This window comes from Bifidobacterium sp. SO1 (assembly GCF_018555335.1).
In the GTDB taxonomy this organism is placed as follows: domain Bacteria; phylum Actinomycetota; class Actinomycetes; order Actinomycetales; family Bifidobacteriaceae; genus Bifidobacterium; species Bifidobacterium simiiventris.
The window spans coordinates 1-14,960 of sequence record NZ_JAFEJR010000030.1 but is presented as its reverse complement, the minus strand read 5'-3'; the positions used below and the strand labels follow the sequence as shown (position 1 = coordinate 14,960).

General features: G+C 63.2%; 10 protein-coding genes, 1 tRNA gene and 1 pseudogene. 2 read left to right on the top strand and 10 right to left on the bottom strand.

What is annotated here, in order from left to right; genetic code table 11:
* Nucleotides 1-188: 188 nt before the first annotated feature.
* The 10 genes and pseudogenes from gmk to rpsL form a co-directional block, all read right to left on the bottom strand.
* Nucleotides 189-800, bottom strand: coding sequence for a guanylate kinase (gmk, locus tag JS541_RS14955; RefSeq protein ID WP_240539390.1), 612 nt, complete (start codon nt 798-800; stop codon nt 189-191).
* Nucleotides 801-953: 153 nt separating this feature from the next.
* A pseudogene (pyrF, locus tag JS541_RS14950) lies at nt 954-1,853 on the bottom strand (orotidine-5'-phosphate decarboxylase); the annotation flags it as partial.
* On the bottom strand, nt 1,850-5,236 hold the full coding sequence (gene carB / locus JS541_RS14190; RefSeq protein ID WP_214375140.1) for a carbamoyl-phosphate synthase large subunit: 3,387 nt from the start codon (nt 5,234-5,236) through the stop codon (nt 1,850-1,852). The gene carB and the pseudogene pyrF, both read right to left, overlap by 4 nt.
* On the bottom strand, nt 5,229-6,449 hold the full coding sequence (gene carA / locus JS541_RS14185; protein ID WP_214375139.1) for a glutamine-hydrolyzing carbamoyl-phosphate synthase small subunit: 1,221 nt from the start codon (nt 6,447-6,449) through the stop codon (nt 5,229-5,231). The genes carB and carA overlap by 8 nt, the downstream gene beginning before the upstream one ends.
* Nucleotides 6,450-6,542: 93 nt before the next feature.
* The gene (nusB, locus tag JS541_RS14180; RefSeq protein ID WP_214375138.1) at nt 6,543-7,061 is read right to left on the bottom strand and encodes a transcription antitermination factor NusB; all 519 of its coding nucleotides are present in this window, start codon (nt 7,059-7,061) and stop codon (nt 6,543-6,545) included.
* A gap of 54 nt (nt 7,062-7,115) precedes the next feature.
* Nucleotides 7,116-7,682, bottom strand: coding sequence for an elongation factor P (gene efp / locus JS541_RS14175; RefSeq protein WP_214375137.1), 567 nt, complete (start codon nt 7,680-7,682; stop codon nt 7,116-7,118).
* A 186-nt stretch (nt 7,683-7,868) separates the two neighbouring features.
* Nucleotides 7,869-9,068, bottom strand: a complete 1,200-nt coding sequence (gene tuf / locus JS541_RS14170; RefSeq protein ID WP_214375136.1) for an elongation factor Tu — start codon at nt 9,066-9,068, stop codon at nt 7,869-7,871.
* Nucleotides 9,069-9,241: 173 nt separating this feature from the next.
* Entirely contained in the window at nt 9,242-11,371 is a 2,130-nt protein-coding gene (gene fusA / locus JS541_RS14165; protein WP_214375135.1) for an elongation factor G, read from the bottom strand.
* 29 nt (nt 11,372-11,400) lie between these two features.
* Entirely contained in the window at nt 11,401-11,871 is a 471-nt protein-coding gene (rpsG, locus tag JS541_RS14160) for a 30S ribosomal protein S7 (RefSeq protein ID WP_163228936.1), read from the bottom strand.
* Nucleotides 11,872-11,876: 5 nt separating this feature from the next.
* Nucleotides 11,877-12,248, bottom strand: a complete 372-nt coding sequence (gene rpsL / locus JS541_RS14155) for a 30S ribosomal protein S12 (RefSeq protein WP_003825774.1) — start codon at nt 12,246-12,248, stop codon at nt 11,877-11,879.
* A 1,359-nt stretch (nt 12,249-13,607) separates the two neighbouring features.
* Here rpsL and JS541_RS14150 point away from each other — a divergent pair.
* Nucleotides 13,608-13,683 (top strand) — tRNA-His (locus JS541_RS14150).
* Nucleotides 13,684-13,862: 179 nt separating this feature from the next.
* Nucleotides 13,863-14,900, top strand: coding sequence for a beta-eliminating lyase-related protein (locus JS541_RS14145; protein WP_214375134.1), 1,038 nt, complete (start codon nt 13,863-13,865; stop codon nt 14,898-14,900).
* Nucleotides 14,901-14,960 lie beyond the last annotated feature (60 nt).

Sequence of the window (14,960 nt, the reverse complement as noted above, 5' to 3'; positions counted from 1 at the left end):
CAATAAAGGAACAAACCCCATTTCGTATGTCATTCGCTGATGCCGGTACCGCGACCGAGGAGCAACGACGAGGACACTCCGTTATTCAGCGTTGCGTAGCATCAGCGAATGATGCGTGCGGAGACCGCCGTCCGAAACCGAAGGCGTGCTCAGCACGTCGAGGTTGAGGAAAGGCGGTATACGCTCCATCATTCGCTGATGCCGTACTCGCGAGCGAGCAAGGCCCACAGCTCCTCTGCCGCCTTGTCGACGTTGTCGTTGACGATGGTGACGTCGAATTCACCTTCGGCGGCGAGCTCGACTTTGGCGGTTTCCAGACGGCGATTGCGTTCTTCTTCGGTTTCGGTGCCACGACCGGTCAAACGACGAACGAGTTCGTCGAAGCTGGGCGGAGCGATGAAGACGGAGAGGACTTCCATGCCAAGTTCCTTGGCACGTTCCTTGACGCGACGGGCGCCTTGCAGGTCGATTTCGAGGATGGTGGGCGTACCGGCGGCCAGATGCTCCTCAACGGGCTTAAGCGGCGTGCCGTAGTGCGCGAGGCCATGCACGACGGCGGTTTCGAGGAACTCCCCCGCCGCCTCCTTGGCGATGAACTCGTCGTCGGTCATGAACCAGTAGTTCAGGCCGTTCACTTCGCCCGGGCGCGGCTTGCGCGTGGTGGCGGAAACGGACACCCATACTTCGGGGTGCTTCTTGCGCAATGCGGTTTCCACGGTGCCCTTGCCCACGCCGGCGGGGCCGGTGAGCACGAGCAGTCGGCCGCCGCGCAGCGCCTGTTCGTCGTTGTTGTCGTCCATAGCATCGTCCTTGGTCGTGCCGGTATCGGCGGCATCAGACTGAACCGAAGTTTCTGCCGGAGCCGCGCCGGCCGTCTGCTGCGGCGTATCCACTTCGGCGGAAGCGTTCGTATCGTGTGCCATCGTCGTGCGATCGTTCTTGCGCGTGTCTTCGGTCGCTTCCAGCAGCGCCTGACGCACATCGATGGAGATCGCATCGGTCGCCTCGGCGAGAGCCTGGATGTCCGGGCCGTGCGAGGCGATGAAACGCGACACTGTCACGAGCACGTTGCCGCTGGTGCCCTTGAACACCGAGCGCAGGTCCTTGGCTTCCGCGCCCTGCCAGCCGTAACCGGGAGACAGGATCGGGCCGGTGAACTGCGCGGGGTCGATGCCGCTGTCGTCGATCCACTGGCCGATGGTCGCGCCGATGATCAGGCCGACCGAACCCATGCCGTTGATGCCGGCGTTGAATTTCTGCACGGTGCTGGCCACGCCGAACGCGACGGTCTTGCCCTTGTAGTCACCACGCTGGCGGATGGCGGTCTGCAGGCTCGCGCCCTCCTCGTTGGAGGTGAGCGAGGCGACGAACACGCCGCGGCCGTTGTTGAGCGCGTCGTTGATCACGCCGGACAGCGAACGTGCGCCGTAGTACGGCAGCAGGGTGATCGCGTCGGCGAGTAGCGGTGCGCCGGGCTTGAAGTAGGCGTCGGAGATGGCCGAGATCGTCGTGGCGAGGCCGCCGTGCAGGCAGTCGACGATGGTGATGATGCCCATCTGGCGTGCCGCGTACAGCACGCGTTCGAGCGCGGCGATGCCTTTGGAACCGTAGCGCTCGAACATCGACGACTGGAATTTGACGGCGGCGGCGCGGCCGGACGCGGCCTGCAGCATGCGCATGGCGTACAGTTCCGCGCCCTCCGCATCGACGTTGTAGCCCCAGTCAGTGAGGAGCTTGCGATGCGGATCGATTCCTACGCACAACGGGCCGTACTTGGCCATCGAATTGCTCAGGCGCAGACCGAAATCCGAGCGCTGGGCTTGCTGCTCTTCACTGCTGAGGCTATTGGTCATTTGTTGTCCCGACCTTCCATTTCGAACAACTGCTGCGAATGTTCCTGGATGCTCATGATCTGGTAGTCGTTCTTCTTGACGGCTTCGATGGCCATGAGCACGGCTTGGAATTCGGTCATCGTCGTGAACTGCGGGATGTCGGCCGCGATAGCCGCGGCGCGGATGGAGTATCCGTCGGAGCGCGAGCCGCGCGAATTCGGCGTGTTGAGGATCAGGTCGATGTCGCCGTCCTCGATGAGTTCCACGACGTTCTTGCCGATGCTGCCCTCCGCATGGTTGACGACGACCGGCGCGTCCGGATCGGTGTCCATGCGCGTGTTGATCTTGTCAACGATCTTCGAGTCGATGCCGTAGCGGCGCAGCACGGATGCGGTACCTTCGGTCGCCCAGATCGTGAATCCGAGCTCGACCAAGCGCACGGCAACCATCGGCAGCTGGCGCTTGTCGGTGTCGTTCACGGAGATGAACACGTTGCCGCCGGTCGGCAGTCCGCCTTCGTAGGCGGCGAGCTGGCTCTTGGCGAACGCGTGCGGGAAGTCGCGGTCGAAGCCCATGACCTCGCCGGTCGAACGCATCTCCGGTCCGAGCAGCACGTCGACGGTCTTGCCGACCGGCGTGCGGAAGCGCTTGAACGGCAGCACGGACTCCTTGACGGCGACCTGCTGGCCGCGGTGCATCACGCCGCCGTCGCCCTTGGGCAGCAGCAGGCCGTTGGCACGCTGGTCGGCGACGGTCTCGCCGGCCATGATGCGCGCGGCGGCCTTGGCCAGCGCCACGCCGGTGGCCTTGGATGCGAACGGCACGGTGCGCGAGGCGCGCGGGTTGGCTTCGATGACGTACAGGGTGTTCGCCATGAACGCGTACTGCACGTTGATCAGGCCCTTGACGCCGCATCCCTTGGCGATGGCGTAGGTGCCCTCACGCAGACGGCGGATCTGGTCATCGCTCAACGTCGACGGGGGCAGGGTGCAAGCCGCGTCGCCCGAGTGGACGCCGGCCTCCTCGATGTGCTCCATGATGCCGCCGATGTAGAGTTCCTCGCCGTCGAACAGCGCGTCGACGTCGATCTCGATGGCGTCCTGCAGGAACTTGTCGATGAGCAGCGGGGAAGGCAGACGGCCGGACACGACGGTATCAGCCTTCGCCTCGTCGAGCGCGCGGTTGACGTACTTGACGAGCTGAGCATCGTCGTACACGATCTCCATGCCGCGGCCGCCGAGCACGTAGCTCGGGCGCACCAGCACCGGGTAGCCGATGTTGTGCGCGGCCTCGCGGGCCTCGTCGAGGCTCAGCGCGGTGCCGTAGCGCGGCGCGTTCATGTGCGCCTTCTTGAGCACCTCGCCGAACAGCTCACGGTTCTCCGCAAGGTCGATGCTTTCCGGCGTGGTGCCGAGGATCGGCACGCCGGCGGCCTTGAGTCGCGCCGCGAGCGACAGCGGCGTCTGGCCGCCGAGCTGCACGATCACGCCCTTGACCGGGCCCATCTTCTTCTCGGCCTCGTAGATCTCGAGCACGTCCTCGAAGGTGAGCGGCTCGAAGTACAGGCGGTCGGACATGTCGTAGTCGGTCGACACGGTCTCCGGGTTGCAGTTGACCATGATCGTGTCATAGTCCTTGCCGAGCTCCTGCACCGCGTGCACGCAGGTGTAGTCGAACTCGATGCCCTGGCCGATGCGGTTCGGGCCAGAGCCGAGGATGATCACGGCCTCGCGCTCGCGCGGGCGCAGTTCCGTCTCGTCGGCGTAGCAGCTGTAGTAGTACGGCGTGACCGCGTCGAACTCGGCGGCGCAGGTGTCGACGGTCTTGTAGACCGGGCGCAGGCCGTAGTTCCAGCGCAGCTCGCGCACCGTGTTCTCGCCCTCGTCGCCGAGGCCGCGCAGGTGGGCGATCTGCAGGTCGGACAGGCCGGCCTTCTTCGCCTTCTTGAGCAGCTTCGGGGTCAGGGTCTCGGCGGCGCGCACTTCGAGCGCCATGTCGTTGATGAGCACAAACTGGCGGATGAACCACGGGTCGATCTTGGTCGAGTCGAAGATCTGCTGCTCGGTCGCGCCGCCCCACAGGGCGCGCTGGATCTGCAGGTAGCGGTGCTCCGTCGGGATCTTGATCGCCTCAAGCAGTTCGGCGACCTCAGCCGGCGACGGCTTGTCGCCGTCCCAGTTAAAGCCCATGTGACGCTTGTCGATCGAGCGCATGGCCTTGCCGAGCGACTCCTGGAAGTTGCCGCCGAGGGCCATCGCCTCGCCGACAGACTTCATGGAAGTGGTCAGGCGCGGGTCGGCGCCCGGGAACTTCTCGAACGCGAAGCGCGGCACCTTGGTCACGACGTAGTCGATGGTCGGCTCGAACGAGGCCGGCGTGGACTGCGTGATGTCGTTGCGGATCTCGTCGAGCGTGTAGCCGAGGGCCAGCTTGGTCGCGATCTTGGCGATCGGGAAGCCGGTGGCCTTGGACGCGAGGGCCGAAGAACGCGAGACGCGCGGGTTCATCTCGATGACGATGATGCGGCCGGTGTCGGGGTGCACTGCAAACTGGATGTTGCAGCCGCCGGTGTCGACGCCCACGCCGCGGATGATCGCGATGCCGATGTCGCGCAGCTTCTGGTATTCGCGGTCGGTGAGGGTGAACACCGGGGCGACGGTGATCGAGTCGCCGGTGTGCACGCCGACCGGGTCGACGTTTTCGATCGGGCAGACGACCACGACGTTGTCGTTGCGGTCGCGCATGAGCTCGAGCTCGAATTCCTTCCAGCCTTCGATGCCCTCTTCGATCAGGACCTCATCGGTCGGCGAGTAGTGGATGCCGGCGCCGGCGATACGGTGCAACTCCTCCTCGTTGTGCGCGATGCCGGATCCAAGGCCGCCCATCGTGAAGCTCGGGCGCACGACCAGCGGGTAGCCGAGCTCCTCGGCGATGCGGTCGCATTCACGCAGCGTGTGCGCGATGCGCGAGCGGGCCGACTCGGCGCCGGTCTCCTCGACGACCTTCTTGAACAGTTCGCGGTCTTCGCCGCGGTCGATGGCCTCGAGCGAGGCGCCGATCAGCTCGACGTTGTACTTCTTGAGTACACCGGCCTCGCCGAGCGCCATCGCGGCGTTGAGTGCGGTCTGGCCGCCGAGAGTCGGCAGCAGCGCGTCGGGGCGTTCCTTGGCGATGATCTGCTCAAGGATCGGGGTCGCGATCGGCTCGATGTAGGTGGCGTCCGCCATCTCCGGGTCGGTCATGATGGTGGCCGGGTTGGAGTTGACCAGGATGACGCGAATGCCTTCCTCACGCAGCACGCGGCATGCCTGGGTGCCGGAATAGTCGAACTCGGCGGCCTGTCCGATCACGATCGGGCCGGAGCCGATGACCATCACCGACTTGATGTCCGTACGCTTAGGCATTGCGCTTTTCCTCCTTGGTCGTCTTCATCAGGTCAACGAAACGGTCGAACAGATATGCGGCGTCGTGCGGGCCGGCGGCCGCCTCGGGGTGGTACTGCACGGAGAACGCGGGGATGTCCACGCACTGCAGGCCCTCGACCACGTCGTCGTTGAGGTCGATGTGCGAGACGAACACCTTGCCGTACTTGCCGTGCTCATACGGGGCGTCGACCGGGTCGCCGATCGGTGCGTCCACGGCGAAACCGTGGTTGTGCGCGGTGACCTCCACCTTGCCGGTGGTCAGGTCCTTGACCGGCTGGTTGATGCCGCGGTGGCCGAACTTGAGCTTGTAGGTGCCGAAGCCGAGCGCGCGGCCGAGCAACTGGTTGCCGAAGCAGATGCCGAAGAACGGGTAGCCGGCGTCAAGCACCTTGCGCAGCAGCTCGACCTCCGGGTCGGCCTGCTCCGGATCACCCGGGCCGTTGGAGAAGAACACGCCGTCCGGGTTGAGGTTCTCGATGTCCTCGAAGGTGACGGTGGACGGCACGACGTGCACGCGGCAGCCGCGCTCTGCCATGCGGTGCGGGGTCATGGCCTTGATGCCGAGGTCGACGGCCGCGACGGTGAACAGCGGCTCCTTGCCTTCGAACTCGCCGCACGGCTCGATGGTGTAGGTCTCCTTGGTGCTGACCTCGTCGTACAGGCTCAGGCCCTTCATCTGCGGGGTGGCCTTGACCTCGTCGAGCATGGATTCGACGGTGCGCGGTTTGCCGGTCGCCGCATCGAGGAGCGCGTCGCCGGAGAAGATCGCGGCGCGCATCACGCCGGCGGAACGCAGGTGGCGCACCAGCTTGCGCGTGTCGATGCCGCTCAGGCCCACGATGCCTTCGCGCTTGAGATCATCGTCCAGCGAACCGGTGGCGCGCCAGTTGCTCACGTTCGGGCTGGGATCGTGCACGACGTAGCCGGCAACCCAGATGCGCGAGGATTCGGGATCCTCCTGGTTGATTCCGGTGTCGCCGATGTGCGGGAACGTCTGCACGACGATCTGACGGTCGTAGCTTGGGTCGGTCAGCGTCTCCTGGTAACCGGTCATGCCGGTTGCGAACACGAGCTCGCCGTGGGTAGTCCCAAGCGCACCGTAAGGCTCCCCCACATACACTTGTCCGTCCTCAAGAACAAGAACGGCTTCATCAGGGGAAAAACTCACGGCTTCGGAATCAATCTGGTTCACCAAAACCCCCTCAATATCTCGGGTCAACTGTCTTTCACGATAGCGGCCGGCGGGGACTCGTGGAACCCGCGCAAAGCCGCAAGTTGCACTGTTTTATTCGGACTCGCCGTCCGACGGATCGCCCTGATCGGCGTCGTCTTCGTCGGCGACGATCTCGTTCGACGGGTCGTCGTCCTTGGACTGCTCGGACTGGGTGAGATTCGCGATCACCGTATCCTTGTCGGTGCAGATCGCGCTCAGCAGGCCGTGGATGAAGGCCGGCGAATCGTCGTCGCACAGAGTCTTCGCCAGACCCAGTGCCTCGTCGATGGCGACCTTGTCGGGAACCTCGTCGTTGAACAGGATCTCCCAGACGGCAATGCGCAGAATATTGCGGTCGACGACCGGCATACGCCAGACCTTCCAGCCGGTGGAATGGTCATTGAGCGTGCGGTCGATGCCGCGACGATGCTCAGCGACGCCGCGCACGATGTCGACGGCGTAATCGGGAAGCGGGGTCTGCGCGCCCGGCTCGGCGATGCGCTCAGCAAGAAGGGACAGGATGTCCTGTCCCTTCTCATCCGCTTCGTACAACGTATTCAGAGCCCTCTTGCGGGCGGTGGAACGTGCCATGAAGCTCTCTATTCCTTTGATCTTATCGGGTCACTCGAAGATCGACGATCCGAATCAGCCGTTCTCGCGGCCCAGGTAGGAACCGTCGCGGGTGTCGACCTTGACCTTCTCGCCCTCGTTGATGAACAGCGGGACCTGGATCTCGGCACCGGTCTCGACGGTGGCCGGCTTGGTGCCGGCGTTGGAGCGGTTGCCCTGCAGGCCCGGCTCGGTGTGGGTGATGGTCAGGATCACGGAGGCCGGCAGTTCGACGGACAGCGGGGTGCCGTCGTGGAAGGACACGATGCAGTCGGTGCCCTCGAGCAGGTACTTGGCCTGGTCGCCGACCAGCGACTTCGGAATGTAGATCTGATCGTAGGTGGTCATGTCCATGAAGACGAAGTTCTCGCCGTCCTCGTAGGAGTACTGCAGGTTGCGGTTGTCGACGGTCTCGAACTCCATCTTCATGCCCGCGTTGAAGGTCTTGTCGACGATCTTGCCGGAGAGCACGTTCTTGATGGTGGTGCGCACGAAGGCGGGGCCCTTGCCCGGCTTGACGTGCTGGAACTTGGTGACGGTCCACAGCTGGCCGTCGAGGTTCAGAACGGAACCATTCTTGATGTCATTGGTAGTCTGTGCCACAGTTACTCACCTATTCGTTTGATTGAATGTGCGTGAAGCTGAAAATTAGCCTTGGCTATTATGCCATACCGCCTATACAGGCGTTTTCGCCTCGCTCCCAATATAAGGAAACCCCCTGAACCTGTTGGGGTTCAGGGGGTTCCTAGAACGCTAGTTCAAGCGTGTCTCGATGCTCTCTGATGGAAATCAGGCGAGGATCTTGGTGACACGGCCCGAGCCGACGGTGTGGCCACCCTCACGCACAGCGAAGGTCAGGCCCTCCTCCATAGCGATCGGCTGGATCAGCTCGACGGTGAAGGTCGCGTGATCGCCCGGCTGGACCATCTCGACGCCTTCCGGCAGCTCGATGACGCCGGTGACGTCGGTGGTGCGGAAGTAGAACTGCGGACGGTAGTTGGAGAAGAACGGCGAGTGACGGCCGCCCTCGTCCTTGGTCAGCACGTAGACTTCGCCCTCAAACTTGGTGTGCGGGGTGACGGAGCCCGGCTTGGCCACAACCTGGCCACGCTCAACATCGGTACGGTTGATGCCGCGGAGCAGCAGACCGGTGTTGTCGCCAGCCTCGCAGGCGTCCATGGTCTTGTGGAACGTCTCGATGGAGGTGACGGTGGTGGTCTGGGTCGGACGGATGCCGACGATCTCGACCGGGGTGTTGACGGCCAGCTGGCCACGCTCAACACGGCCGGTGACGACGGTACCACGGCCGGAGATGGTGAAGACGTCCTCGATCGGCATCAGGAACGGCTTGTCGAGGTCGTGGACCGGGGTCGGGATGTACTCGTCGACAGCGTCCATGAGCTTCTTGATCTGCTCAACCCACTTCTCGTGATCCGGAGCGTCATCGTGCAGAGCGCCGTAGGCGGACACGCGGATGACCGGGCAGTCACGATCGAAGCCGTTCTCGTCGAGGAGGTCACGGACCTCTTCCTCAACGAGCTCGATGAGCTCCTCGTCCTCGACCATATCGCACTTGTTCAGGGCGACCAGGATCTTCGGGACGCCGACCTGACGGGCGAGCAGCACGTGCTCACGGGTCTGGGCCATCGGGCCGTCGGTGGCGGCCACAACGAGGATAGCGCCATCCATCTGGGCAGCGCCGGTGATCATGTTCTTCACGAAGTCGGCGTGGCCCGGGCAGTCCACGTGAGCGTAGTGACGCTTCGCGGTCTGGTACTCGATGTGGGCGATGTTGATGGTGATACCACGCTGCTGCTCTTCCGGAGCGGCGTCGATCTGGTTGAAGTCGTACTCCGGGTTGAGGTCCGGGTACTCCTCGTGCAGGACCTTGGAGATGGCCGCGGTCAGGGTCGTCTTGCCGTGATCGACGTGGCCGATGGTACCAATGTTAACGTGCGGCTTAGTACGCTCGTACTTTTCCTTTGCCATTACTTTTGTCCTCCTGGACGTCTCGTGTAGGATTCCCCAGGCTCGTGGCCCGGGCCTCGCTACAGTTTACTGGGTTTCTGGGTTATGTGCCACTTTGGAGCCAGAACCCAGTCAGCGCTACACGATATTAGCGCTGACTGGAGACACTGTCACGCCAAAGCGCACAGCGCGTGTCACTCGCCGCGCTGGGCCTTGATGATCTCGTCCGAGACCGACTTCGGGACCTCGGCGTAGGAGTCCATCTGCATGGTGAACATGGCGCGGCCCTGGGTCTTGGAACGCAGGTCGCCGATGTAGCCGAACATCTCGGACAGCGGGACCTTGGCGTCGATGACCTTGACGCCGGTGGCGTCGGTCATGGACTGGATGTTGCCACGACGCTGGTTCAGATCGCCGATGACGTCGCCCATGTACTCTTCCGGCGTACGGACTTCCACGGCCATGATCGGCTCGAGGATGACCGGCTTGGCCTTCGGGGCGGCTTCCTTGAACGCCATGGAACCGGCGATCTTGAAGGCCATTTCCGAGGAATCGACCGGGTGCATCTGGCCGTCGTACACGGTGGCCTTGACGCCCACGACCGGGAAGCCGGCGAGCACACCGGATTCCATGGCTTCCTTGACACCGGCCTCGATGGGTCCGATGAACTCGGCGGAGATGTGGCCGCCGGTGACCTCGTTGACGAACTCGAACGTCTCGCCGGCCTCGGTGTCGAGCGGCTCGAAGTTCATGAACACCTTCGCGAACTGGCCGGAACCACCGGTCTGCTTCTTGTGGGTGTACACTTCGTTCATCACGGCCTTGCGGATGGTCTCGCGGTACGCGACCTGCGGCTTGCCGACGTTGCACTCGACCTTGAACTCGCGGCGCATACGGTCGACGATGATGTCGAGCTGGAGCTCGCCCATACCTGCGATCAGGGTCTGGCCGGACTCTTCGTCGGTGGTGACCTGGAAGGTCGGGTCCTCGTCGGAGAGCTTCGCGAGGGCGATGCCCATCTTCTCCTGATCGGCCTTGGTCTTCGGCTCCACGGCCACCTGGATGACCGGGTCCGGGAAGGTCATGGACTCGAGGGAGATCGGGGCGGACTCAGCGCACAGGGTGTCACCGGTGGACACGTTCTTCAGACCGACGAACGTGTAGATGTTGCCGGCTTCGGCGGCGTCGACCGGGTTCTCCTTGTCGGCGTGCATCTGGAAGATCTTGCCGATGCGCTCCTTCTTGCCCTTCGTGGAGTCGAGCACGTTGTCGCCCGGCTTGACGGCGCCGGAGTAGACGCGCACGAACACGAGCTTGCCGTAGAACGGGTGCGTGGAGATCTTGAAGACGAGGGCCGCGAACGGATCGGAGGTCAGCGGCTTGCGGTCGATCTCGACGGATTCGTCGCCCGGCTTGAAGCCCTTGATGGACGGCACATCCTCCGGGGACGGCAGGTAGTCGATGACGGCGTCCAGCATCGGCTGCACGCCCTTGTCCTTGAACGCGGAACCGCACAGCACCGGGTAGGCGCGACGCTCGATGGTGAGCTGGCGGATGCCGGCGCGGATCTCTTCCTCGGTCAGCTCGCCGGACTCGAGGTACTTCTCGGTCAGTTCGTCGCTGGCCTCGGCCACGTCGTCAAGCAGCTGGGAGCGGTACTCCTCAGCCTTGTCCTGCAGGTCGGCCGGGATATCGGTGGTGTCGTAGTGGGCACCCTGGTCGGTGGACACGTCGTTCCACACGTAGGCCTTCATGCGGATCAGGTCGACGACGCCGGCGAAGTCGTTCTCGGCGCCGATCGGCAGCTGGACGACGAGCGGCTTGGCGCCGAGCTTGTCCTTGATGGTCTGCACGGAGAAGTAGAAGTCGGCGCCGAGCTTGTCCATCTTGTTGATGAAGCAGATACGCGGAACGCCGTACTTGTCGGCCTGACGCCACACGGTCTCGGACTGCGGCTCAACGCCTTCCTTGCCGTCGAAGACGGCGACGGCACCATCGAGAACGCGCAGGGAGCGCTCCACCTCGGCCGTGAAGTCCACGTGGCCCGGGGTGTCGATGATGTTGATCTGGTACTTGTCCTTGGTGTCGTGCGTCTGGCGGTTCCAGAAGCAGGTGGTGGCGGCGGACTGGATGGTGATGCCGCGCTCCTGCTCCTGAGCCATGAAGTCCATCGTCGAGGCGCCATCGTGGGTCTCACCGATCTTGTAGTTCTTACCGGTGTAGAAAAGGATGCGCTCGGTGGTGGTGGTCTTACCGGCATCGATGTGAGCCATGATGCCGATGTTGCGGATCATGTGCAGATCCGAAAGCACGTCAAGTGCCATTGCTATTCCTTAGCTCTCGTTCTTGGAAATTACCAGCGGTAGTGAGCGAAGGCCTTGTTGGCCTCTGCCATCTTATGAGTATCCTCGCGGCGCTTGACAGAAGCACCGAGGCCGTTGGAGGCGTCGAGGATCTCGTTGGCGAGACGCTCAGCCATGGTCTTCTCGCGGCGGGCGCGGGAGAAGTCGGTCAGCCAGCGCAGCGACAGCGTGTTGGCGCGGTTCGGCTTGACCTCGACCGGGACCTGGTAGGTGGCGCCACCGACGCGGCGGGAACGCACCTCGAGGGACGGGCGGATGTTGTCCAGAGCGCGCTTGAGGACGGCGACCGGCTCCTGGTCGGTCTTCTCCTTGATCATATCGAGCGCGGAGTAGACGATGTCCTCGGCGATCGACTTCTTGCCGTCGAGCAGGATCTTGTTGATGAGCTGGGCCACGACGGTCGAACCGTAGATCGGATCGGGCAGCAGCTGGTGCTTCTTAGCGGGTCCTTTACGTGACATATCTCTTACTTCGCCTTCTTTGCTCCGTACAGGGAACGACCCTGCTTGCGGTCCTTGACACCCTGGGTATCGAGCGCGCCACGCACGATGTGGTAACGCACACCCGGCAGATCCTTCACACGGCCGCCGCGCACGAGCACGATGGAGTGCTCCTGCAGGTTATGGCCCTCGCCCGGGATGTAGGCGGTGACTTCGATGCCCGAGGACAGGCGCACACGAGCGACCTTACGCAGAGCCGAGTTCGGCTTCTTCGGGGTGGTGGTGTAGACACGGGTGCACACGCCGCGACGCAGCGGGCTGCCCTTGAGCGCCAAAGTCTTCGACTTCTTCGGCTTCGGCGAACGTCCCTTGCGGACGAGCTGTTCAATAGTAGGCAACTTGAATTCTCCGATTCAGTGGTTTCTTTGTCTTCGTGCAGCCGCCGCACTGCGTCCACACTTTGCCCACTGATCGCAAGATCGGTCAAAGATAGCCACAGTCCACCGGCCCGATGGCCCGATCCTCTTTCACAGTCCGCATTACTGCGCGCGATCCATTCGATTCACGGGATATCCCAACCCGCATACCTGTTACATAAGGCATGCCGTTGGCACACACGAATTACTATGATACGCCACCGCCGGACAAACGACACACCTTCCGCGATCCACCTCCCGCCGCACTTTTTTCTCACATCCTTCCGGTCATCCTCTCTCACCCCTTCCGGTCACTCCTCTCTCACTCTCTCCCGGCCGCCCATCCCGGGCTTACGGCCGGTTAAAGGATCACTCCCGACCGTAAGCCCGGGAACCAAGCCCCTGTCATCCCTGCCCTTCCGGCCATGCCCCTGTACCCTCTCCCGGGCATACGGCCGGTTATGCGCGCCAAACCGACCGTAAGCCCGGGAACCAAGCCACCCCTCCCCGGGCATACGGCCGTTACACGCCCTTAAACCGGCTGTATGCCCGGAACCAACACACTGCTCCCGGGCTTACGGCCGTTTCCGGATGCCAAACCGGCATTATGCCCGGGAACAACCGTCGGAACGGGCATTCACCCCGGGCATACGGCCGGCCATGCGCCTCAAAACGGCCGTATGCCCGGGAGCAGCGCCGATCATCGGGACTGCCCCGGGGCCGCGCGTTTTGGAAAGTCGGATGCGGCATGCGCACGACGCAGGTTGAGCACCGACAACACGCACGGATAAGACCCACGTTTTGTCTATTAACCCAGCACGCCGGAAAAACGGCGGCCCGTACGGATGATCCGTACGGGCCGCCGCCGAAAGGAGGTGTTCGGTTATGTCTCTCCGCGCCGCCTTGCGCGGAACCATCGTTGTTGGACTGCAATGTTCTCAAACTGACAATGGGGTTCTGCGGCCCGGCTCTCGCCGTACTTCCTTGCCGCTTTCTTTATGTTCTGCCCTGAAGGCGTTGCGCATGGTTCTCACAACCGCGGCGCTTCGTTGCAACCTGCAGGATTCCCGGCTGGCTCGCAACTCCGGCCTTCATGTGTCAGTATACCCCCATCCATGCACACGACACACGGTTCTCTGAGATAGAGAAGCCAATGTTTCCAAGTGTTTGCAGCGCTTCTGCAAATATCACAACATCGAACACGAACAGTGGATTTCATAAACGAAAACGAACAATCAAGTGACACCATCACGCCGCGACACGCCGAATTGGCGTACGTTGGAAATCCGTGTATAGTATCCATCTGTTGTCTGAATCCAGTCCGCTGGAGACAGCCACATGGTGGATATAGCTCAGTTGGTAGAGCATCTGATTGTGGTTCAGAAGGTCGCGCGTTCGAGCCGCGTTATCCACCCCACCAAAACCCGGAACCAAGGTTCCGGGTTTTTGCGTTTCGGCAGCAACAGGAAACGACACATCCGCCCAAGGCCATGCTCCATCACGAAACCGCCATGCACCGGCGGTAGACTCGAGTTCGTCATCACGTACCCGACCGTGCGGACCGCACGCATACGACCCGCACTACAAGGAGCCGATATGCTGTCCTTCGAAAACGACTATTCCTGCGGGGCGACGCCCGAAATCCTCGACCGTCTCACGGCCATCAACGCCACGCAGTACCCCGGCTACGGCACCGATCAACTGTGCGAATCCGCCAAGCGCAAGATTCGCGAGGCCTGCGCCGCACCCGACGCCGATGTGTGGTTCCTCGTCGGAGGCACCCAGACCAACCAGACCGTCATCGATTCGATCACCCCGCAGTACGCGGGCGTCGTCGCGGCCTCCAGCGGCCACGTGAACGTCCACGAGGCCGGCGCGATCGAGGCGACCGGGCACAAGGTGCTCGCGCTCCCCCACCACAACGGCAAGATCGACGCCGATGAACTCGACCGGTACTGCGCCACGTTCTATGCGGACAGCAACTACGAGCACATGGTCTTCCCCGGCTCCGTCTACATCTCGCAGGCCACCGAATACGGCACGCTGTACACCAAGGCCGAGCTCGAACGCATCGCCGAGGTCGCGCACCGGTACGACATGCCGCTGTTCGTGGACGGTGCGCGGCTCGGCTACGCGCTGACCGCCACCGGAAACGACGTAACGCTCGAGGATCTCGCCCGCATCGCCGACGTGTTCTACATCGGCGGCACCAAGGTGGGCGCACTGTTCGGTGAGGCGGTCGTGTTCACCCATCACGGCCCATTCAGCGACACGCCGAAGCATTTCCTCACGCTGATCAAGCAGCATGGCGCGTTGCTGGCAAAGGGCTGGCTGCTTGGACTCCAGTTCGACACGCTGTTCACCGATGACCTGTACCGCCGCATCGCCCGCCGCGCGAACGAGGCGGCCGACCGCATCCGTGCCGCACTGCGCGACAAGGGGTATACACTCACGTTCGACGCACCGACGAACCAGATCTTCATCACCTTGGACGAGCCGACCCGCGCCCGACTGGAGACCGGCGTGCGTCTCGGCTTCATGGAGCAGGCCGACGAGTCGCACACGGTGATGCGCATCTGCACGGCCTGGGCCACCACCGACGAGCAGGTCGAGAAGCTGCTCGCGCTGCTGTAAGGTGGCTGTAAGGCTGCTATAAGGCGACATGCCGCGGACGGACGGTCAGACGTCACCGTC

Excerpts from the sequence above, each read along its gene's own strand:
- rpsG (WP_163228936.1), bottom strand. The coding sequence starts at position 11,871 with ATGTCACGTAAAGGACCCGCTAAGAAGCACCAGCTGCTGCCCGATCCG.
- tuf (WP_214375136.1), bottom strand. The coding sequence starts at position 9,068 with ATGGCAAAGGAAAAGTACGAGCGTACTAAGCCGCACGTTAACATTGGT.
- JS541_RS14145 (WP_214375134.1), top strand. The coding sequence starts at position 13,863 with ATGCTGTCCTTCGAAAACGACTATTCCTGCGGGGCGACGCCCGAAATC.
- fusA (WP_214375135.1), bottom strand. The coding sequence starts at position 11,371 with ATGGCACTTGACGTGCTTTCGGATCTGCACATGATCCGCAACATCGGC.
- gmk (WP_240539390.1), bottom strand. The coding sequence starts at position 800 with ATGGACGACAACAACGACGAACAGGCGCTGCGCGGCGGCCGACTGCTC.
- carB (WP_214375140.1), bottom strand. The coding sequence starts at position 5,236 with ATGCCTAAGCGTACGGACATCAAGTCGGTGATGGTCATCGGCTCCGGC.
- nusB (WP_214375138.1), bottom strand. The coding sequence starts at position 7,061 with ATGGCACGTTCCACCGCCCGCAAGAGGGCTCTGAATACGTTGTACGAA.